Annotated in this window: 14 protein-coding genes; 3 read left to right on the forward strand and 11 right to left on the reverse strand. The window is 69.1% G+C overall.

The features are described from left to right. The 5 genes from A7B20_RS19745 to A7B20_RS19765 form a co-directional block, all read right to left on the reverse strand. The coding region (locus A7B20_RS19745) for a beta strand repeat-containing protein (protein ID WP_102110306.1) at positions 1–2,905 on the reverse strand (2,905 nt) is incomplete at its 3' end. A gap of 279 nt (positions 2,906–3,184) precedes the next feature. Further along, positions 3,185–4,516 (reverse strand): UDP-glucose dehydrogenase family protein, encoded by a 1,332-nt coding sequence (locus A7B20_RS19750; RefSeq protein ID WP_102110307.1) that lies wholly within the window; start codon positions 4,514–4,516, stop codon positions 3,185–3,187. A gap of 159 nt (positions 4,517–4,675) precedes the next feature. Further along, positions 4,676–6,142, reverse strand: coding sequence for a mannose-1-phosphate guanylyltransferase/mannose-6-phosphate isomerase (locus tag A7B20_RS19755; protein ID WP_102110308.1), 1,467 nt, complete (start codon positions 6,140–6,142; stop codon positions 4,676–4,678). Positions 6,143–6,536: 394 nt separating this feature from the next. Beyond that, positions 6,537–7,472: a glycosyltransferase gene (locus tag A7B20_RS19760; protein ID WP_102110309.1), complete on the reverse strand. Its 936-nt coding sequence runs from the start codon at positions 7,470–7,472 to the stop codon at positions 6,537–6,539. Then, complete coding sequence (locus A7B20_RS19765; protein ID WP_102110310.1) at positions 7,469–8,488, reverse strand: replication initiator protein A; 1,020 nt, start codon at positions 8,486–8,488, stop codon at positions 7,469–7,471. Before A7B20_RS19765 ends, A7B20_RS19760 begins: the two co-directional genes overlap by 4 nt. A gap of 491 nt (positions 8,489–8,979) precedes the next feature. Here A7B20_RS19765 and A7B20_RS19770 point away from each other — a divergent pair, with 491 nt between their 5' ends. Both A7B20_RS19770 and A7B20_RS19775 read left to right on the forward strand, forming a co-directional pair. Further along, positions 8,980–10,365 (forward strand): AAA family ATPase, encoded by a 1,386-nt coding sequence (locus tag A7B20_RS19770; RefSeq protein ID WP_102110311.1) that lies wholly within the window; start codon positions 8,980–8,982, stop codon positions 10,363–10,365. Positions 10,366–10,480: 115 nt separating this feature from the next. After that, positions 10,481–11,500 (forward strand): ParB/RepB/Spo0J family partition protein, encoded by a 1,020-nt coding sequence (locus A7B20_RS19775; protein ID WP_102110312.1) that lies wholly within the window; start codon positions 10,481–10,483, stop codon positions 11,498–11,500. Between the two features lie 88 nt (positions 11,501–11,588). Here A7B20_RS19775 and A7B20_RS19780 read toward each other — a convergent pair whose 3' ends face one another. Then, positions 11,589–12,260: an ABC transporter ATP-binding protein gene (locus A7B20_RS19780; RefSeq protein WP_102110313.1), complete on the reverse strand. Its 672-nt coding sequence runs from the start codon at positions 12,258–12,260 to the stop codon at positions 11,589–11,591. Positions 12,261–12,265: 5 nt separating this feature from the next. Beyond that, positions 12,266–13,369 (reverse strand): KpsE/RkpR family capsule polysaccharide export protein, encoded by a 1,104-nt coding sequence (locus tag A7B20_RS19785; protein ID WP_245867142.1) that lies wholly within the window; start codon positions 13,367–13,369, stop codon positions 12,266–12,268. 323 nt (positions 13,370–13,692) lie between these two features. Here A7B20_RS19785 and A7B20_RS19790 point away from each other — a divergent pair, with 323 nt between their 5' ends. Further along, positions 13,693–14,520, forward strand: coding sequence for an ABC transporter permease (locus A7B20_RS19790; RefSeq protein ID WP_245867144.1), 828 nt, complete (start codon positions 13,693–13,695; stop codon positions 14,518–14,520). A 42-nt stretch (positions 14,521–14,562) separates the two neighbouring features. Here the strand turns inward: A7B20_RS19790 and A7B20_RS19795 are convergent, their stop codons facing one another. From A7B20_RS19795 to A7B20_RS19810, 4 genes are all read right to left on the reverse strand, one after another. Beyond that, a complete protein-coding gene (locus A7B20_RS19795) occupies positions 14,563–15,888 on the reverse strand; it encodes a DUF2793 domain-containing protein (protein WP_102110314.1) in 1,326 nt (441 codons plus the stop codon). Positions 15,889–16,129: 241 nt separating this feature from the next. Next, positions 16,130–18,055 (reverse strand): calcium-binding protein, encoded by a 1,926-nt coding sequence (locus A7B20_RS19800; RefSeq protein WP_172961068.1) that lies wholly within the window; start codon positions 18,053–18,055, stop codon positions 16,130–16,132. A 145-nt stretch (positions 18,056–18,200) separates the two neighbouring features. Next, positions 18,201–19,496 carry a CAP domain-containing protein gene (locus A7B20_RS19805; RefSeq protein WP_172961069.1) on the reverse strand — a complete coding sequence of 432 codons (1,296 nt, stop codon included), beginning with the start codon at positions 19,494–19,496 and terminating at the stop codon, positions 18,201–18,203. A gap of 161 nt (positions 19,497–19,657) precedes the next feature. Continuing rightward, the coding region (locus tag A7B20_RS19810; RefSeq protein WP_425437188.1) for a calcium-binding protein at positions 19,658–21,423 on the reverse strand (1,766 nt) is incomplete at its 5' end.

Raw genomic sequence — 21,423 nt, forward strand, 5'->3', positions numbered from 1 at the left:
CGCCGCGCATGTTGTCGCCGCCGGTGCCGCCAACCATGGTGTCGTTGCCGGCTTCCCCGCGCATGACGTCGGCATCGATGCCGCCGTTCATCTGGTCGCTGCCGCTGCCGCCGTTCATCGTATCCGCGCCATCGCCGCCGTTCAGCGTGTCGAGGTTGTTGCCCCCGACCAGGACATCCGCGCCGGTTCCCCCGGCGAGGAAGTCGTTGCCGTCATCGCCCCGCAACGTGTCGTCGCCGTCCAGGCCTTCGAGCGTGTCGTTGCCACCCGAACCGTTGATCTGGTTGCTTCCAGTCGTGCCGATGATGTTCTCCGACCCCTGCGAACCGATCGCGTTCTCGAAATTCGCCAGGCTCTCGGACGCGCCGCCGTCGGTTATTGTACCCGCGCCGAGGTCGATCACCACCGTAGTACCGCCGTAGGAGATATTGGCGAAGCTGACGGTGTCGTTGCCGGTGCCGCCATCGAAGACGTCGCCGCCGATGCCGGCGTTGTTGATCTCGAGCAGGTCGTCCCCGGCCCCGAGGTCGAAGGAGTCGGTGCCGCCACTGACGTTCTCCTGCACGGTGTCGTTGCCGTCCCCGGCATTGACGGTCAGCGCGCCAGCGCGGTCGATGATCAGGTTGGACCCGGCCCCGTCGAGGAACACCTCGATGCCGATCAGGTCCAGGACACCGCCGTAGGTGGTCATGGTCTCGGTGGCGAAGTCGAAGGTATCGCCGCCGACCTGGGTCACCGCGGTGATGTCGAGCGTGTCGTTGCCCGCCCCGCCGTTGGTGTTGTCGAGGAAGCTGCCGTTGGTGCCGAGGATCAGGTCGTCGCCGCTGCCGCCCTCGACGACGTCCACGCCGGACCCGCCGACCAGCGTGTCGTTGTCGTCGCCGCCGATCAGGCTGTCCGTGCCCGCGCCGCCGATCAGGCTGTCGGCGCCCGTGCCGCCGTTCAGTGTGTCGTTGTCGCTCCCGCCGTCGATCGTGTCGTTGCCGTCGCGGCCCTCGATCACGTTGGCGACTGAGGATCCGGTCAGGGTGCCGTCGCCGGCATTGTCGATCATGTTCTCGATCGAGATCATCGTCAGGGGGCCGCCGCCGCCAATCCATGTTCCTGTCTCGAGGTTCGCCGTCACGGGGAACACCGTCGTGCCCGACCAGTCGAAGGTGTCGGTGCCCGCATCGCCATTGTAGGTATCGCCGCCCGTCCAGCCGTTGAACTGGAGGAAGGTGTCGTCCCCAATGCCCCCGTTCAGACTGTCGATGCCGCCGCCGCCTTCGAGCGTATCGTTGCCCGCGCCGCCCAATAGGGTGTCGTTGCCGCTGCCGCCGTCGATATCGTCGTTGCCGCCGCCGCCGTCCAGCAGGTTGGCCGCGGCGGTGCCAATGATGATGTCGGCGTTGTTGGTGCCGATCAGGTTCTCGAAGTTGGTCATCGCCTCGACGTTCGCCGCGGTATCTGTCGCCGTGCCGACGGCAAGGTTGAAGGTCGCCCCCACCTCGGTCACCGCCGACCAGTCGATGGTGTCGTTGCCCGACCCGCCGTCGTAGATGTCGGCATTGATCGACGAGACGACGTTCATCCGGTCGTTGCCGTCGTCGAGCAGGTATTCCTTGGTGCTGCCCGACGCGGTCACCGTATCGTCGCCTTTCCAGGCGTTGACCACGGTGGCGAAGGCCGCCGCGGTGAAGACATCGTTGCCGATGGTGCCGGTCTGCAGCCCCGAGGAGCCGAGCACGGTGTTGGCGTTGTCGCGGGTGTCGAGGATCGCCGAGTGGATCTCGCCGTTGTTCCAGACCAGCTGGACACGGCCGTCGTCCAGCAGCACCGCCTCGGTGTGGTTGGCGTTGGTGTTGTCGAAGACGAACTGGCTGCCCACCTGGGTGCCGGTCGAGCTGTAGCGCTCGCCGCGCCCGGCGAAACCGCCGTTCGAGGTGCTGGAATCGTCGTCCCAGAGCACCAGCCAGCCGCCGTCGGAGAGCGCGACGAGTTCGACCTCGTTGTTGTTGTCGTCGGAGCCGCCGACGTCGACGTTGAGGATGCCGCCCTGCGCAACACCCGCATTGTCGTAGCGCTGCATCTCGATGTCGGTGTCGTTGGCGTCGGTGTTCGACCAGGCGATGACGAAGCCGCCGCCGGTCAGCGCCACCACCGAGGCGCCGAAGTCGACGTCGCCGTTGGTGGCGGTGTTGGCCACGAAGGCGCCGCCGGTGGGCGAGGCGCCGGTGACCGGGTTCCTCACCGAATAGGCGATGGCGTCGTCGGCGCCGTCGTAATCATAGACGAAGACCACGTTGCCGTTGGTCAGCCGGGCCGAATCCACCTGGGAACTCGCCGAGTCCGAGCCGGAAATGGCGGTATCCACGGCGCCGACGGCGCCCGCGGCGGTGACATTGACGAAGTTCAGCAGGTTGCTGCTCGTCGAGGAATCGAAGAACTCGAAGCCCACGGTATAGCTGCCGTCGGCGGCCGCGGTGACGGTCGGCGTGCGCACGATGTCCCCGGCATCCGGGCTGGTGGCGATGGTGCGATTGGTGGCGGTGCCGAAGCCGCCGGCGGTCGTGGTCCATTCCGTGGCGACGATCGCCTGGTTGGCGGCAGAACCGTTCTCGTCCTCGTAGACCACCACGAAACGGCCGTTGTCCAGCGCGGCGATGTCGAAGTTACGCTCGTTGTCGAGGAAGAAGCCGTTGTTCAGCCGGGTCTCGCCGCCGATCTTGTTGCCGTAGGCATCGAACATCTGGCCGATGATGTCGGTGCCCGGTTCCGACCCGACGCCGGTGTCGTTGCTCGAGGTCCAGGCGATCACGACGTTGCCGTTGGTCAGCTGGGTGATCCGCGGTTCGAACTGGCTGTCAGCGGTGGTGAGGTTGGCGGTGAAGTCGGCAAGCCAGGTTTCAGGCGTAAGCGGCATAGCAATATCCTTTCATAAACGGCGCAAAAAATAGGCGCGGGGCGACAGAACCGCGCCCACAGAATAACTTTGATAAAATCCTACCAGACTCGGCGGCCGTGACGAAATTCTTTTCCGCGGCCGATTGGTAAGGAATTCCTTACGTTTGCGAAGATTTAGCGGTTTTTGGCCGAGTTCCGGGTGCCCGGGCGCCACCGCGGAAGGGGGTTGACCTCGCAGATCCGAAAGGCGGCGCGGTGGTCGGGCAGGGGAATCCCGCCCGGCCACTCGGATCGGCGTTCAGTCGGAGGAAAGCCCGAAGGTGCCGCTGCGCCCGGTGGCCACGTAGGCGGTGAAGCCGGCGGCGCGGGCGGCGGCGGGGGTGTAGACGTTGCGCAGGTCGGCCAGTTTCGCCTGGCGCATGGAGGCGGCCAGGCGGGCTAGGTCGAGGGCGCGGAACTCGTTCCACTCGGTGAGGATGACGAGGGCATCGGCGCCTTCGGCGGCGCCGTAGGGATCGTCGTGCCAGTGCACCCCCGGCAACAGCCCCGCCCCCTCGCGCCGGCCCTGGGGGTCGACCACCCGGACCTCGGCCCCGCCGCCGACGAGGGCGGGCACGATGGTGAGCGAGGGCGCCTCGCGCATGTCGTCGGTGCCCGGCTTGAAGGTGACGCCCAGCACCGCGACCACGCGGCCGTTGGCCCGCCCGCCGAGCAGGTCCAGGATCTTGTCGACCATCCGCCGCTTGACCTGGTCGTTCACCTCGATCACCGCCTCGAGGATCCGGAGCGGCGCCGCCGCCTCTTGGCCGGTACGCGCCAGCGCGCGGGTGTCCTTCGGGAAGCAGGAGCCGCCGTAGCCCGGACCGGCATGCAGGAACTTGTTGCCGATCCGCCCGTCAAGACCCATCCCGCGCGAGACCTCCTTCACGTCCGCGCCGACCTTCTCGCAGAGCGCGGCCACCTCGTTGATGAAGGTGATCTTGGTCGCGAGGAAGGCGTTGGCGGCGTACTTGATCATCTCCGCCGATTCCAGGTCGGTGGTAACAATCGGCGCCTCGCGCAGGTAGAGCGGGCGGTAGATCTCGGCCATGACCGCGGCCGCGCGCTCGGACTGCACGCCCACCACCACCCGGTCGGGGCGCATGAAGTCGTCGATCGCCGCGCCCTCGCGCAGGAACTCGGGGTTGGACACCACGTCGAACTCCGCCTGCGGGTTGGCCGCGGCGATGGCCGCGGCGACCTGCCGGTTGGTGCCCACGGGAACGGTGGATTTGGTGACCACCACGCTGTAGCCGTCGAGCGCGCCCGCGATCTCGGCCGCGGCCGCCATCACGAAGCTGAGGTCGGCATGGCCGTCGCCGCGCCGGGTGGGCGTGCCGACGGCGATGAACACCGCCTGGGCGCCCGCCACGGCGGCGGGCAGGTCGGTGGTGAAGGTCAGCCGCCCGGCGGCGACGTTGCTGGCCATCAGCGGCTCGAGCCCCGGCTCGTAGATCGGCGCCCGGCCCGCGCGCAGCGTCTCGATCTTGGCCGGATCGCGGTCGACGCAGACCACGTCGTGGCCGAAGTCCGACAGGCAGACTCCCGAGACGAGGCCGACGTACCCGGTTCCGATCATCGCGATGCGCATGGCGTGCTCTCTTTCCTTGCGGCGCGCGGGGCGCGCCCTTCGTGTCGTCCGGCCCGGGGCCGACGGGGTGCGGGACGGGGTGTCCGTGACGGAACATTCCGGCGCATTCCAGGCCCTTTTCCGGCCCTGCGCGGGCGGCGGCGGTGCCGACGCGGCGACTCAGGTCCGCGCGTAGACATCCTCGTAGCGCAGGATGTCGTCCTCGCCCAGATAGGCGCCGGTCTGCACCTCGATCAGCACCATTGGCAGCTTGCCGGGGTTCTCCATCCGGTGCCTCGCGCCGAGGGGGATGTAGACCGACTGGTTCTCGGTCACCAGCTTCACCTCGCCGTCCACCGTCACCTTCGCGGTGCCCTCGACCACGATCCAGTGCTCCGAGCGGTGGTGGTGGGACTGCAGCGACAGCGCCGCGCCGGGATGCACCAGGATCCGCTTCACCTGGAACCGCGGGCCGGTGACGAGGCTCTCGAACCAGCCCCAGGGGCGGTGGTCCTTCGGGAAGGCGATGGCCTGGGCGGCGCCCTGCGCCTTCAGCGCCTCGACCGCCAGGCGCACGTCCTGGGCGCGCCCGGCATCGGCGATCAGCACGCTGTCGGGCATGGCGACGGCGATGATGTCGCGCAGCCCGATCCCCACCACCTGCAGCGTGTCGGCCTCCGAGCGCAGCAGGGTGTTCCGGCAGTCGATGGCGCTGGCCGACCCCGACAGGGCGACGCCGTCGCCGTCGCGCGCCGACTGCGCCCAGACCGCCTTCCAGTCGCCGAGATCCGACCAGCCCCCCGCGAACGGCACCACCGCGAGGTTGCCCGCCCGCTCCATCACCGCGTAATCGATCGAGACCGCCCGCGTCCCCCGCCAGGCCTCGGGGTCCAGCCGGAAGAAGCCGAGATCGGGCTTTCCCCGCTCGAGCGCCGCGGCCACTGGGGGGTGCAGGTCGGGGGCATGGGCGGCGCAGGCGTCGATCAGGGTCCGGGCGGCGAACAGGAAGATCCCCGCGTTCCACAGGTGCCGCCCCCCGGCCACCAGGGCGGCGGCGGTCTGGGCATCGGGCTTCTCGACGAAGCCCTTGAGCGGCACGATCCCGTCCTCTTCCCCGTCTTCTGTCCCGTCACCCTCCGCGAGCTCGAGATAGCCGTACCCGGTCTCGGCATGGGTCGGGGCGATGCCGAAGGTGACGATCCGCCCCGCCTCGGCCGCGGGCCGGGCCCGGTCGATGGCGGCGCGGAAGCCCTCGGTGTCGCGGATCACGTGGTCGGAGGGGGCCAGCAGCAGCAGCGCCGCGGGATCCTCCCGCGCGACCCAGAGCGCCGCGGCCAGGGCGGCGGGGGCGGTGTTGCGCCCCTCGGGCTCCAGCAGGATCGCCGCCGGGTCGCGGCCCACGGCCAGCATCTGCTCGGCGACGATGAAGCGGAAGTCGGACGCCGTCAGCACCACCGGCGCGGCGAAGCCCGGCCCCCCCAGCCGCCGCACCGAGGCCTGGAACAGGCTCTCTTCCCCGGTCAGCTGGCTGAACTGCTTGGGATAGCTCTGGCGCGACAGCGGCCACAGCCGCGTGCCCGATCCGCCGCACAGCAGCACCGGCACGATCGGCCGCGCGCTCTGATCTCCCGGGGCGGCCTCACTCATCGTGCGCCGTCCCAACGCGCCATCTCGATCGCGGGCGCTCCGGCGACAGCTTCATAGTGTGGCAGTAAACAAGGGAAGGAATCTCGCAGCATGGATCGGATCATTGAGATTTCGCCGACCCTGGCAAGGGCTTTGTCTTTTGCCCCGCAGAAGAAATCGGGATTGCCCGAACCAATCGAGGCAAGGCGGCTTGCACCGTGGGCTCTGTCCGATCCTGCCGCGGCAATCCCGCACCGGATCGGGCCCGACAGGCGTGCTCCGCTTTCGATGGCATGTCACCCCAGATCCGGCAATTGCAGTCCGTTCCGGGGACAGCGCCCCGGATCGCTTCTGGAGAGCGGTTCTCCGGCGGAGCGCGCGAGAGAGACAAATCCCGAGGAAACAGATCCGGGAATCAGATCCGGCCCTGGCCTGCCAGCAGATGCAGCAGCGCCGTGCCGGTGCGGGTCTGGCGCACGAGGCCGAGCCGACGGAAGGCACGGATCCGTCCCAAACCCCGAGGTGGTGCGGCGTCCAGGGCGGCCAGCAGCCCCCGTGCCGCGGGGGTCAGTAGCGGTGCTACCCGGCCGAGTGCCACGCGGTGCGTTCGGGTCCAGTCGGTGAAGCTGCCACCCCGCACCTGACCGAGCCGGGCCAGCATCGCGCTCCATCCGCGGTTGGCACCGAGGACGTTGCGGCCGTGCTGGCGGTAGTAAAGCGCCGGCGCCTCGTCCAGCACCAGGTCCGCTCCGCTGCCCGCCAGCAGCTGGTAGAGCCACCAGTCGTGATGCGCAACCGGCTGCGGCCCGGCTCGGCGCACCAGCGCCAGCGCTGCGGCGTTGAGCGTCGCGCTGTGTCCCGACAGAACATTCTGCACCAGAGCGTTGCCGAAGGACGGCCCGCGGGGAAAGCGGGTGGAGGGGCGGGGGTTGGACAGATGCTCGTCGGTGACGATCCAGCGGGCACCCCAAGCGGCGGGCTGCGCCGCGGAATCGGCCGCCCTTGGCCCGCCGAGGGCGGCGATCGCCCGGGCCAGCTTGTCCGCCATCCAGACGTCGTCCTGGTCCGACAGCGCCACCGGACCGGGTGGCAGGTCGGGATGGCAGAGCAGGTGCATGTAGTTCGCCGCGCTGCCCGCCCGCGGTCCCTCGACGATCCGCTCGATCCGCCCCGGACGTGCGCGGTCGAACGCCTCGAGCAGCGACCGGGTGGCGTCGGTCGAGCCGTCGTCGCTGACCCAGAGCGACCAGGCGCCGTGGGTCTGGGCGACGAAGGAGGCAAGCTGCGCCTCGAGCCAGGGCGCGCCGTTGCAGGTGCACATCAGGATGCGGACGTGGGGCGCGCCGCTCATCCGCGACCCGTGCGCCCGGCGAGCCAGGCCAGGAAGGCGCGGTCGGGGGCGACGAGGTGCGGGCGCCCGGTCTCGGCCCACCAGGCGCGCCACTCGGCCTCGAGCGCGTGCACGTCCCACCCGGGCGCCGCGGCGCGGGCGGCGGCGTGGGTCTCGGGGGCGAGCGGCGCCAGCTCCGCCCCCGCGGCCCGGGCGCGGATCCGGGTGAACAGGATGGCGTCCCCCGGCTCCTCGGCCATGGTGTAGTCGGGCAGGTGGCCGTCGGCGATCATCCGGCGCAGCGCGGCGCGGAACACCCGGAGCGGCGCCGCCGAGCCGGACTTCTTGTGCAGCGTCGCCACCCCCACCCGCCACTCGGGCTGGCGTCCGCAATGCTTGCGGGCCAGTTCGTAGATCCGCCGCTCGAGCGGCTTTCTCAGGCGGAAATAGTCCCGGTTCAGCGTCAGCACCGCCTTGCCGAGCACCGCTCGGAACAGCCACTCCGACAGCGTCACGGTAACCGAGACCATCCGCCCGGTGCGCGAGCGGCGCAGGATCTGCCAGCTCTCGATCAGGCCGAAGCCGCTGGTGGTCTCGATGCCGCCGGTGGTCATGTTGGTGGTGATCCGCGTGCCCGCCAGCCGCTCGAAGGCCTCGCGCAGCCGGGCATAGGCATCGCCCGAGGTGTCGCGGTTGGTGGCCACCAGCAGGTCGTGGGCGGTCAGCTGCAGGGTGCGCGCCACCGCGCGCCCCGCGTTCAGCGCCGCCATCAGCTGGCTGACGCAGTAGATCAGGATGTCCTTGTCGTGGATCGTCGCGCGGCCCTTGACCGAGGGCGTCACCTGCACCGTGGTGCCGTTGTGGGCGTAGGTCAGGATGCGCCGGTCCGGCCGGGTCGCCAGCGAGAAGATCGGATGTTCCATGCTGCCGAGGTCGTCCTTCGGCGAGGCATCGAAGATGTCGCAGAGGAAGAAGTCGGCCGTCGGATGACGGTCCGGCCCCAGGCCCTCGGGCCCTTGCCCCTGCACTTGCCTCATCGCCTGCCCGTCCCTGCCCGTTCTTGGCCGCGCCCCGTCTTCGCGTTGTCGCGTGTTTTGCCCGAAAGGCGGCGCGCGGCCTATCGGCGTTTCAGTGACGCCAGACTATGCGGGGCGGCGGGATGCGTCCAGCCATGGTGCCCCGCGGCATCGGCGGATCGGAGTCGCGCGGACGTGGGATCGGAGTCGGGCGATCGTGGGATCGGAATCGCCCTGCCCTTGCCGCATCCCCGGAAACCCGCGCCCTTCAAGGGCTTGGCACCGCCGCGGAGGATCCGTAACGTTTTAATAACTCTCATATAACAGGAAAATTTTCGCCGACTGTCCGGCCGGTCGCCCCGCCCCCGCCTTGCAGAACCCTTCCAGAGCTCGCCAAAGCCTTGAAAACAGGACTGCGAGGAGAGAAAAACACCGTGAAGTGCGGTCTTTCCTTTCATGTCCTGCGTTTTTCGGTATTCTACCGAAAACGGCGCACATGGAGCGGCTTCAGCATGGATCGCGACCCCCTGCCCCCCTATTTCGGGATCGATCCCGACAGCGCGGCACAGGCCCTCGGCACCCCTACCGACACCGGCGGCTTCGATGCCATCGCCCGGGCCTGCGCCGCGGGGCGCAGCGATCTGGCGGGGCGCGGGCTGCAGGAGGACGGGCGGCGCAGCCTGCGGCTGTTCTCGACCTGGGAGATCACCCGCTACCTGATCCCCGTCGCACAGGCCCATTTCCGCCGGGTGCTGAAGGCCAACCCCGCCCTGCCCCAAGGCCGGAGCGAGACCGCGGGCGGCGCCAAGTGGTTCACCCTCGACGAGGTGCTGCGGCTGCGCGCCCATTTCGGAGCCGAGGGGTCGAAGGCCAAGAACTATCTCCCCTACCGCCCCGCGGGCCTGCCCGCCAAGGTCGTCGCCGTGGCGAACTTCAAGGGCGGCGTCGGCAAGACCTCGACCGCCGCGCATCTCGCCATGTCCGCCGCGCTCGACGGCTACCGGGTGCTGGTGATCGACCTCGACAGCCAGGGTTCGATGACCTCGATCTTCGGCGGCCGGGTCGAGGACGAGTGGCGCACCGTCTTCCCGATGCTGGCGCGCCACTACGCCGCCTACCTGCGGGCCGAGAACCAGCGCCGCGCCGACCGGGGCGAGACCCCCCTGCCCCTCGACGACACGCTGACCGAGGCGCTGAAGCTTGATGCGGCGGCGCTGATCCAGAAGACCCACTGGCCGAACATCGACCTGATCGGCGCCCAGCTGAACCTCTACTGGGCCGAGTTCCAAGTGCCGGTCTGGCGGATGCAGGCGCGGGGCTGGCCGCTGTGGGACGCGCTGTCGGACCGGCTGGCCGCCGACGGGGTGCTGGAGGACTACGACATCGTCGTGCTCGATACGCCGCCGGCCCTCGGCTACCTCACGATCAACGGGCTGGCCGCGGCGGACATCCTGCTGGTGCCCCTCGGCGCCTCGTTCCTCGAGTTCGATTCCACGGGGCGGTTCTTCGACATGCTCGCCACCACCTTCCGCTCGATCGAGGAGGGCGAGAACCTGGCCGCCCGGGCGCTCGGGCGGGAGGAGCTGGCCTTCCAGTGGGACGCGGTGCGCACCGTCGTCACCCGCTACGACCCGGTGCAGCAGGCCGAAATGGCGGCGCTGATGCAGTCCTATCTCGGCGACGTGCTCTGCCCCCACCGACAGGGCTTCACGGCGCTGATCGGCCAGGCGGGCGAACAGGTGCAGGGTATCTACGAGGCCGACTACCGCGACTTCAACCGCGAGACCTATGCCCGCGGCCGCGAGACCTTCGACGCCACCTATGCCGCCTTCAAGGCGCTGCTCGTGGGGGCTTGGCGGCGCGACGAACGGGCGGCGGCCGCGGAGGCGGCGCAGTGAGCGGTCTGGCGTGCGGCGCGTTTCGCGCGCGAAACTTTCCCCGAGGCACTGGCTCCGGGGAATCGGGTCACCGGAACGACGCGGTGGCATCCTGCCTGCCGGAGGAGCGAGAGAAATGGCCAAGCGCAAGCGTCTGACCCCCCTGCCCCGCACCGAAACCGACCGTCCGGATCTCGCACCATCCGAGGTCGGCTCGGCTGCCGGAGCGATGCCGCTCGGCGCGCCGCCCGCCTCCCGCGCCCCGATCGCGGGGATCGCTGGCGACGCCGCCCTGAACGCCGCGGCGGCGGAACTGGCCGAGACCCTGTCGCGGGCCCGTGCCGAGGGGCGCCTTGTCACCGACCTGCCGCTCGACGCCGTCGATGTCGGCTACCTCGTGCGGGACCGGATCGCCGCGGACGACGCAGAGATGGCGGCGCTGGTCGAAAGCCTGCGAGCGCGGGGCCAGCAGACCCCGATCGAGGTCGCCCCCCTGCCTCGGGGCCGGTTCGGCCTGATCTCGGGCTGGCGGCGCCTCGGCGCCCTGCGTCGCCTGCTGGAGGAGACCGGGGAGGAGCGCTTCCTCACCGTCCAGGCCTTGATCCGCCCGCCGAAGGAGGCCGCCGAGGCCTATCTCTCGATGGTGGAGGAGAACGAGATCCGGGTTGGGCTCAGCTACTACGAACGCGCCCGGATCGCCTTGCGGACAGTGGACCAGGGGGTCCACGACAGCCCGGCCACGGCACTGCGCGCGCTGTTCCATGCCGCCTCACGACCGAAGCGCTCGAAGATCGGCAGCTTCCTGGTGCTGGTGCGCGAACTTGATGGCGCGCTACGCTTTCCCGCCGCCATCGGCGAGCGGTTGGGCCTGCGTCTGTCCCAAGCGCTGGAGCACGATCCCCGCCTCGCCGCCCGGATACGCCGCGTTCTGGAGGACGGAGACTTCGCCGATCCCGCGGCCGAGCAGCGTTGCCTGGAAGCTGCGCTGGCCGAGGGCGCGCGCCCTGTACCCGCTCCGACTCCCGAGGAGCCCTGCCCAGGCGTCCGGCTCGACACCGCTGCCAACGGCACGCTGAAGCTTTCGGGACCAGGTGTGGATGCCGAACTGCGGCAGCGGCTGCTGGCCTGGCTGCGCGGCGCGGAACCGAAAACCTGAGCCGGGCGATGTTTCGCGCGCGAAACATCGTGGTCGGGTGGCGGTCGGACGTGGCATGGAAGGGAACGAGGTAACCCGGCGGGTGTCCTTAGGCGGTACGGCGGTGGCGGGCCATGTTGCGCTCGTGCTGGTCCAGCGCCTCTTCCAGATCCTCGTAATAGGTCAGCGTGCCTTCCTCCAGCACCGCGCCGGCGTTGCAGATCCGGCGGATCTGGCTCGGGTTGTGAGACACCATGATGGCCGCGGAGGTCCGCATCCGGTCCTGCAGGAATTCGACGCTCTTGTCGCGAAAGCTCTGGTCCCCGACCGAGGTGACCTCGTCGATCAGGTAGGTGTCGAAGTCGATCGACATCGACAGCCCGAAGGCCAGGCGCGAGCGCATTCCCGAGGAATAGCTGCGGAACGGCATGTGGAACTGCCCCCCGAGTTCGGCGAAATCGGCGACGAAGCGCATGGTGGCGTCGGCGTCAGCGCCGTAGATCCGGGCGACGAAGCGGACGTTCTGCGCGCCGGTCAGCTCGGGGTGGAAGGAACCGGAGAAACCCACTGGCCAGGAGATCTCGCCCGTTGACAGGATCCTTCCCGAGGTCGGCTCGCGACTGCCCGCAATCATCTCGAGCAGCGTCGACTTGCCCGCCCCGTTGCGCCCCAGAAGCGCCACGGCGGTGCGATCGGGAAAGGTTACGTTCACGTTGTCGGCGATCACCTTGCGTCCACCGCGCGCCCAATAGACCTTGGTGAGGTTCTCGAGCTGGATCATCGCCGCTATCTGCGGTCCTTGAGGGAATAGGCCACGAGCACCGTGCTGGCCCAGAGCAGGAAGGCGAACAGCGCCACCAGCCCCAGGAGCAGCCCGCGTTGCGGGTATTCCGAAGCCTCCGCCAAAGTCGGCGAGACATGGGCGGCGAGATAGCGGCTCTGCCGACGGGCCTCGGCCTGAGCGGAATCGAAGGAGGCGAGGGCCGAGCGGTAGGCTTCCTCGGCGAATTCCCGGTCTACCGCCAAGCTCTCGTAGCCCGACAGGATGTCGGCGAAGGCGGTGGTGCCCGCTTCGCCCGCGGCGCCGACCTTGTTCTGCTCGTCCGAGATCCGCTCCCGGATCACCTCGACGCGGCGGCGCAGCTGCACGACCCGGGGATCGGAGGTTCCGGCATTGCCCTGAAGCAGGTCGAGCTCGATCAGCGCCTCGGCCAGTTGCGCCTGGAGCGAGCCGATCAGCCCGACCTGGGATTGGATGTTCGCCTCGGGATCGACGATCTGGTTCTCGTTGCGGTAGGCGGTCATCGCGGTGCGCGCGGCCTTCAGCCGGTCCACAGCGGTCTGCAGCTCCTCGCGGGCATAGCGCAGCGTGTCCTCGCGGGCGATCGAGGACAGCGCGTTGATCATGGCCGAGCTTTCATCGAAGATCTCGCGCGTAATCGCCCGGGCGTCCTCGGGGGTGAAGGCGTTGACCCGCAGGTCTAGCAGCCCCGAGGCGGAGTCGTAGTGGACCTTTACCATCCTGGCCCAGTAATCGGTCAGATCCTCGATGGTTCCGGGAGGGTGATAGGCGAAGACCGGATCTACCGAGGGATCGGCCTTCGACCAGATGGCGCGCAGGTCGAGCTTCCGGTCGATCGTGCGCACCAGTTCCTGGCTTTCCAGAAACTTGTAGAGGATGTCGGTGTCCGAGGAACTGGATCCCGACAGCTCGGTGATCCCGCCGAGCAGTTCGATCGCCGAGCTCGTCTCCTCCTTGCGCACGGAGAAGCCGACGTAGGAAGCATACTGGTCAGCTGCACGCATCCAGAGATACCAACCGCCGACCGCGGTCGGGGCGACCACCATCAGCAGGAAGCTGACGAGCACCAGCCAGTGCCGCCTTCGCATCCGGGCACGCGGCGCGGCCGCAGGAATACGGGAAACGGCGGGTCTGGCCGCGGCGGCCTCGCGGCCTGGCGAAGGTGATGGCGCCTGGGAAGGCGCGCGAGGCGGCTGGACGCTGCCTTCCTGCTGGCCCACCGCCCGGCGAGCCGCGGCGGCCTTGATCTGGGCCGGACGTCGGCCTTCCTGTCCTGTGGGACCGGGGCGCGGGCCGTCGGAGTCGGGATCCGGATCGGATGGCGTCACGGGCGCCCTCTCTCGTGTTGTGTCGGCACAGCGCCTGCTCCATAACCTTTCTGGACGTCTAATTCCACAATGCAAAGAAATCCATGGCCTATCCCCCTGATCGAAACGATGCCGCAGTCAACGGCGCGTTACGTTCGGTGCACCGTCGGCCGATGGCCACGGGGCGGTCGATCATGGCTCTGGTGCTGCGCGAGATGCAGACGACCTATGGCCGGTCGCCGGGGGGCTATCTCTGGGCCATTCTCGAACCGGTGGGCGGAATCGCGCTGCTCACCCTGATTTTCTCGACCGGGTTCCGGGCCCCACCCATCGGCAAGGATTTCGCACCCTTCTACGCCTCCGGAATGGTGCCATTCTTCTTCTTCACGACGGTCAGCGGAAGGATAGCGGACTCCCTGCGCTTCTCGCGACAGCTGCTCGCCTATCCCAGCGTCACCTTCATCGATGCGCTGGTGGGGCGGCTGATCGTCAACGGCATGACACAGATCCTGGTCGGATACATCGTCTTCACCGGGGTCTTCATGATCTACGACACCCAGGGTGCGATCGATCCGGAGCGGATAGTGCTCAGTTATGTCATGGTGGCAAGCCTGGCCAGCGGGATCGGGGTGCTGAACTGCTTCCTGACCATGCGCTTCGCGGTGTGGCAGAACATCTGGTCGATCCTGACGCGGCCGCTGTTCATCCTGTCCTGCATCTTCTTCCTCTTCGAGGGGATCCCCCAACCCTACCGCGACATCCTGTGGTACAATCCACTGATCCATGTCATCGGGATGATGCGCGCCGGGTTCTACAGTTCCTACGATGCCTCCTATGTCTCGGTCAGCTACGTGATGGGGATCTCCGCGGTCACCCTGACGACAGGGCTTCTGTTCCTTTACCGCTATCACCGCGATCTCCTGGACCGCTGAACGCGCCTCTCCGGCCTGCGGCAGCCCGGAAGGGCAGGGCGGTCAGAACCAGCGGCCGACCGCGGTCAGGTGGCAGGAGGCGGCCTGGCGGGCATTGGCAAGGTCGCGCACGGCGACGACGGCCTGGGTGGCCGAGGCGCTGACCAGCACCCCGATACGGGCATCCGCCGAGACGGGCTGCACCGACAGCACTGGGGTCGAGCCCGAGGCGAAGGTCGCTGGATAGTTCCACGTCAGGTCCGCCGTGCCCGATGTCGTGACGGCATGGCTGCAGACCTGAGTGCCGTCAGCCAGCCGCCGGAAGGTACCACTGGCGGTGGTTCCGCGCTCCATCAGCCCGCCGGTGGGCAGGCCGGCGCTCTGGGAGACCGGGCCGACCGCACTGGTGTTGTCGAACATCCGTCGCCAGTCGCTCCAGGCGCCTGCGATGCGGACCCGTGCCATCAGCGTGCCGGAGGTGAAGGGCTGGTTGCCGGTTTCCACCACTATGATCTGGGTCTCGCCGCCGCCGGTGCTCCGCCGCGTGTGCAACAAGTGGGCATTGATGATCGCCGCCGGAGCGCCGCTGCTGCCGCTGGCGGTCTGGTAGCGATAGAAACCGGTGGAGATCGAATTGTCGGTGACCGAGATGTTGCCTGCCAGCGGCAGCAGCCCACCGAGCCCGAAGGCGCCCGTGGTCATCAGGCGCCCAGCCGCGGCGTCCGTCTGGCCGCTCTGCACCGCCGCGCCCCCGGCCAGCCCGGTGGTCGCAGCGAAACGCAGCGCCTCGGTCCAGGAACTGCCGTCCGGCGAGACCTTGATCGACCAGTCGTCGCTGCCCGCCAGCCCCATCTCGGCCCGTCCCGAGAAGCCGGTCTGGAACAGGACCGTGCCGGTATCCGCCGCCGCGGCCTTGTTGATCGCGGTGCGGTGATCGCTGCCGTCATGGCTGAACAGCGTCCCGGCCGCGGCCACCGACAGGCGGTTCAGCGGGTCGGACGTGGTGTTGACGCCCAGCCCGTCGAGGTTCTGCGTCGTCGGGGCGCCCGCAGCGGCCGGCCAGCCGCTGCCGTCGAAGACCCGCAGCTGCCCGGTGTCCAGGTCCCAGGCCCGCCATCCGGCCTGCGGCGGGAGGAAGATCCACACGCCCTCCGGGCTGCGGTAGGCCAGTTGCCCGTCCTGCCCGGCCCAGTCGCCGGTCGCCCCCGTGCCGATCGCGTAGAGGGTGCCGTCGACCGGGGCAGGGGGCGGGGTCGTGGCCCCCACCGCCTCCAGCGTCAGTTGTACCAGGGCGTCGAGGCGCTGCAGCGCCTCGTTGTGGGTGACGTGTTTCTGCGCCTGTGCCGGGGCAAGCAGCGGCAGGGCGAGACGGGGGGATAAGTCGGACATGGGCTTCTCCAGCAGGGATCGGCTGCAAGTTCTAGGAGCGGGTCGGCAAACGCCCGGTGAACCCGCCGCGCGCCGCGTTTACCGGGGCAGGGGAGGGGACACGCCGGAGGGTGGAAGGGTCTTCCGGGCCGGAACAGGGCCGCAGGCGGGGCGGTCGCGAGGGCCGGGATGCCCGAGGCCGATGGAGGCAGGGCAGGGGGCAGGATGCGGAGCGGCGGCGTGCCGCCGCTCCGGCAGGGGGTCAGGTGAAGACGATGTCGTCCACCAGGGACTGGGCGTTGACGTTCAGCAGGGTCAGCTCGTCGGTGCCGAAGTCCAGCAGCACGGTGGAGCCGTTGACGAAGGCATAGGTGTCGATGACCTGCTGCCGGGTCAGCCCGCCGCCCCAGAGATCCTGGTCCAGCGCCAGCACGTCGCGGTTGTCCTCGAAATCCCGGATCAGGTCCCGGTCGCTGCCGACGTCGAACTGGAAGGTGTCGGCGTTGGCGCCGCCGATCAGCGTGTCGTTGCCGTTGCCGCCGTCCAGCGTGTCGAGCCCGTTCTGGCCCTGCAGCTCGTCGTCGCCGTTGCCGCCGCGCAGGAGGTCGGAGTTGTCGCCGCCCGCCAGCGTGTCGTTGCCGCCGTCGCCGTCCAGCGTGTCGATCCCCGCGCCGCCGCGCAGGAAGTCGTCGCCCCCGCCGCCCGACAGCACGTCGTTGCCGGTGACGCCGTTGATCGTGTCGTTGTCGCCCTGGCCGTTCAGCACGTCGTTCAGCGCGCCGCCGTCGATGAAATCGTTGCCGGAGCCGCCGTTCACGGTGTCGTCGAAGAACGAGGCCAGGAGCGTGTCGTTGCCCGCGCCGCCGTTGATCGTGTCCTCGCCGACCTGGCCGTTGATGCTGTCGTCGCCGTCGCCACCTGACAGCAGGTCGTCGCCGTAGCCGCCGAGGATCGTGTCCTGGTCGAGCCCGCCGGCCAGGGTGTCGTTGCCGTCGAAGCCGCGCAGCACGTCGTCGCCGGCATTGCCGCGCAGCTCGTTGGCGCCGGTATCGGCATTGATGACGTCGTTGCCCTGGCTGCCGTAGACGTTCTCGATGTTGGCGATGCTGTCGAAGCCGTTGCCGTTGCGCACGACCCCGGCAAAGAGCGAGATCCGCGTCTCGCCCGCCGGCGTCAGCTCGTTCAGGTCCAGGATGTCGATCCCGTCGCCGCCGTCGATCACCCGCCCGCCGCCGGGCCCGCTGGTGTCCACCAGCCGGTCGTCGCCGGAGCCGCCGTCGGCGGTGTCCGCGCCGAAGCCGAAGCGCAGGATGTCGTTGCCCGCTTCACCGAACAGCCGGTCGTCGCCGGTGGAGCCGCCTTCCAGGGTGTCGTCACCGGCGCCGCCGTACAGCTGGTTGTCGCCGTCGTCGGCATCCGTGAAGCCTGCGATGTCGCCATGGAGAAGATCGTTGCCCTCGCCGCCGAGAAGGGTGTCGCTTCCGAAGTTGCCCTCCAGCGTGTCGTTGCCGACGAAGCCGTAGATCCGGTCATCACCCTCGCCGCCATCGACGGAATCGTTGCCCGCGCTGACGGCGTTGGTGTTGGCGTGGCCGGTGACCGAGGCCTGCATCACGTAGGTGGCGCCGTCGGGGATCGGGTTCTGCACGTACCGGCTGACCTCGATGTAGTAGGTTCCCTCGACGATGGCGGTGTAGGTCAGGAAGGAGTCGAGCGAGCTGACGCTCCCCAGGCCGCCGCTGTCAGTGCCGGAGTCGTCGTCCGAGGCAATCAGATTGCCGAAGGCGTCATAGAGCCGGAGATAGGTGTCGAAGCTGCCGCCGCCCAGGACCGGCCCGAAGGTGGAGCCGTAGTCGATGTCGAGCGTGAGGGTCTGGCCGGCGCCGACGGTGACCGAGAACCAGTCGAAGGTGCCGTTACCTTCGCCGACGACGGTGGTGTAGGGCACCGAGGTGTCGCCGACGTCCTCGTTCGGGAAGGTCGACCAGAACCCGCTGCCGTCGATGTTGGTCGCGGTGTTGAGAGTGTTGTTGCCAGGCGTTTCGTCGGTGAAGAAGGCATCGTGGTCGGCGTAGATCAGATCGTTGCCGCCGTCGCCGTAGATCGTCGTGTTGCCGCCTTGGTAATCGACGAGAATATCGTTTCCGGCCGTGCCGGAGAGTTCTCCGGTTCCGCTGATGATCGACATGGCAATTTTCCCCCTTGAATGAATTTGTCGCAGAGTTTCCAGATCCCGCGCCGAAGCCTGGAAATTCCGAGTGTAGCGGCAAACTCCTGCCGGATCATCCATTTCCGGCCGGGTTGCGCCGGATTATATTCTTTATGAAATGAATTCAAATAAATAGGATGTCGTCGGCAAGCTGGTGGATATCGTGGATCCCGGCGACGATCACGCGGCTGCCGTCGAAGTCGAGCTGCACGCCCGCACTGCCCCAGGCGCGGCCGTAGGTCTCGAGCATCGCCGTCACCCCAAGACCGCCGCCCCATAGATCCCTGTCCAGCGCCAGCGTGTCTTGGTCGTCCTGGAAATCCGCAATCCGGTCGGTGCCGTCGCCGGTGGCGAAGACGAAGCGGTCCGCGCCCGCGCCGCCGCGCAGGACGTCGTCGCCGCCTTCGCCGGCCAGGGTGTCGTTGCCGTCCTGGCCCCACAGCGTGTCGGCCCCAGTCCCGCCCGACAGCCGGTCTCCGTGGTCGCCCCCGGCCAGAAGATCCTGCCCGGCGCCACCGGAAAGCCTGTCCGCTCCGCCACCGCCGCGCAGGGTGTCGTTGCCGTCCTGGCCGAAAAGGATGTCGTTGCCGGTAACGCCGTCGATCCGGTCGTGGCCGGTGCCCCCCGCCAACAGATCGTTCAGCGAACCGCCGTCCAGCAGGTCGTCGCCCGCGCCGCCCTGGAGCGTGTCGTCGTGGAAGGCTCCACGCAGAGTGTCGTCGCCGCCGCCGCCGCGCAGTAGGTCCTGCCCGGCCTGGCCGTTCAGATCGTCGTCGCCCGCGCCGCCGTCCAGGCTGTCGTTGCCGTCGACCCCGCGAAGCGTGTCGTTGCCGCTGCGTCCGTTGATGACGTCGTCTCCCGGTTCGCCCCGTAGAAGGTCGTCGCCCGCGGTGCCCGCGATCGTCGCGCCGGGATCCGCGCCGCCGCCGCCGGGCAGGGTGGTTTCCGAAGGGTCGAGATCCAAGGTTCCGGCGGTATGGGCGAAGTCTTGGGTGATCATCATCACCTGGTAGTCCTGGCCGCCGCTGGTGAAGGTGCCGGTCTCGATCCCGATGCCCAGCACGGTATAGGCCGGGTTGGTCAGGTTCGCGTAGTGGCCCGGGCTGTCCACCAGGGCCTGGTGCAGCATCGCCACCTCGTCCGTCAGGATGCCGTCCCCGTCGAGCGAGCCCACGGCGATGTTCTCGGCCGTGCCCCAGGGCGCGACCAGGTCGAACCCCGCCGCCGTCATCCGCGCGCCGGGGCTCGAGCCGCCGGCGCCCTCGTGCTGGAACAGGTCCGCCTCCAGCATCCAGCCGGAATGATCCTCGGCGGCGCTGTTCAGGTGGACCTCGAGCTGCAGCCTGCCGAGCCCGAGACTGTCGCGCAGGGCGTTCACCAGGCTGGCCATGTAGATCTCGAGCTGGTTGGCGATGCTCATCGGGTCCGTCCTTTCGTCCTTTTCCCCGGGACAGCGCCTGTCTGCCGGGGCAATGCGTCGCTCTGGGAGCCGGAACGTGGCCATCCCGTGACCTTCGCGCCAGAAGCCTCTGCCGAGCGGGGCAGGGGCTGCTGGCGCTTCGCTCCGCGCCACCTCAGGGCCTAGAAGAAGGCGATGTCGCCGACAAGATGCTGGGGCTGCGCCACCCCCCGGATCAGCAGGGTATCGCCCGCGCCGAAATCGAGCAGCGTGTTTTCGCCCAGATCGACGGCATAGGTGTCGATCACCTGCTGGCGGGTCATCCCGCCGCCCCAGAGCGCATCGTCCAGCAGCAGGATGTCGAGGCCGTCGGCGAAGTCGGCGACGGTGTCCTGGCCGAATTCGCAGGCGAAGACGAAGCGGTCGGCATGGCCGCCGCCGATCAGCAGGTCGTCGCCCGCGCCGCCCTCCAGCGTGTCGAGCCCGTCCTGGCCCTGCAGGTTGTCGTTGCCCGCCCCGCCGCGCAGCAGGTCGGAATGGTTGCCCCCGGCCAACAGGTCGTCGCCCGCGCCGCCCTCCAGGGTGTCGATCCCCTCGCCGCCGCGCAGGGTGTCGTTGCCGGTCTCGCCGGTGAGGATGTCGTTGCCGGTGACGCCGTTGATCTCGTCGTCGCCCTCGCCCCCCGACAGCAGGTCGTTCATCGCGCCGCCGTCGATCATGTCGTCGCCGGCCTCGCCGTGGACGGTATCGTCGAAATAGGAGCCGCGGATCGTGTCGTTGCCCGCGCCGCCCTCGATGGTGTCGCAGCCAGTCTGGCCGTTGATCTCGTCGTCGCCCGCGCCGCCGCGGATCACGTCGTCGCCGTAGCCGCCCATCAGGGTGTCGTTGCCGCCGTTGCCGAGCAGCAGGTCGTCCCCGTTCTGGCCGTGCAGGCTGTCATGGCCGTCGCCGCCCGTCAGGATGTCGTCCGACAGCCCGCCCATGATCGTGTCGTCGCCGCCGTTGCCGGACAGGGTGTCCTCGCCGGCATTGCCGCGGATCACGTCCGGGCCGTCGCCGCCGTTCAGGGCGTCGGCGAACCGGGTGCCGATCAGCGACGAGGCCGAGACGAGGACCAGGGGCGGCGGAGCGGCGTTGCCCGTGGGTTGGTGCGAGAGGGCGGTGTCGATGGCGATCTCCGACAGGTCGATCGTGCCGCCCCCGGCCCGTACCAGGGTCAGGGTGAAGCTGTTGTAGCCGAGAACCACGCCATTCGCCGCGCCCATCACCGCGAGCTGCCCGGCGTGGTGGAACATCGGCAGCATCGACAGGTCCAGCCGGTCCTGCGCGGGGTCGAAATCGTCGATCCGCACGTCGACGTCCAGCCGGTCGAAGACGAAGATGTCGGCCCCGTTTCCGCCGTGCAGGGTGTCGTCGCCGCCCCGCCCCCAGAGGATGTCGTCGCGGTTCGTGCCGGTCAGCCGCTCGGCCGTGCCGTTGCCGGTGACCGTCTGGCCGAACTGGCCGAGATCGACCCCGAGCCGGGTCAGCCCCGGTTCGCTCTGCGAGGCGGCATAGACCGCGAGCCCGGCGCCCGTCGCGGCGGCAGCGACGGCGGTGACGTTGTCCAGCGTCGAGTCGAGGCCGTCGGCCAGGCTGTGAAGGTGGATCAGCCGCCCGCCGGGCAGCAGGGTCAGCAGGCTGAGCCCGTCGTCGCCACCGCCCGCCAGCACGAAGGTGGTGCCGTCGCGGCGGACCGTTTCAAGGCTCGAAGCCTGCCCAAAACGGCTCTCGAGCGTGTCGAGCACGTGGTCGGTGGCGGTGAGCGTTCCGTCGGCCGCCAGGGCGAGCACGCTGATCGAAGAACTGAGGGAGGCGCCGACGAGCACGTAGGTCGCGCCGCCGATCTCGGCGGTCGCCAGCGGGCCCGGCATCCCGAGACCGAGGCCGTCGGCCGCACCGAGGCTGG

Origin of the sequence: Oceaniglobus roseus, from assembly GCF_002869745.1 — a bacterium.
Lineage (GTDB): Bacteria > Pseudomonadota > Alphaproteobacteria > Rhodobacterales > Rhodobacteraceae > Oceaniglobus > Oceaniglobus roseus.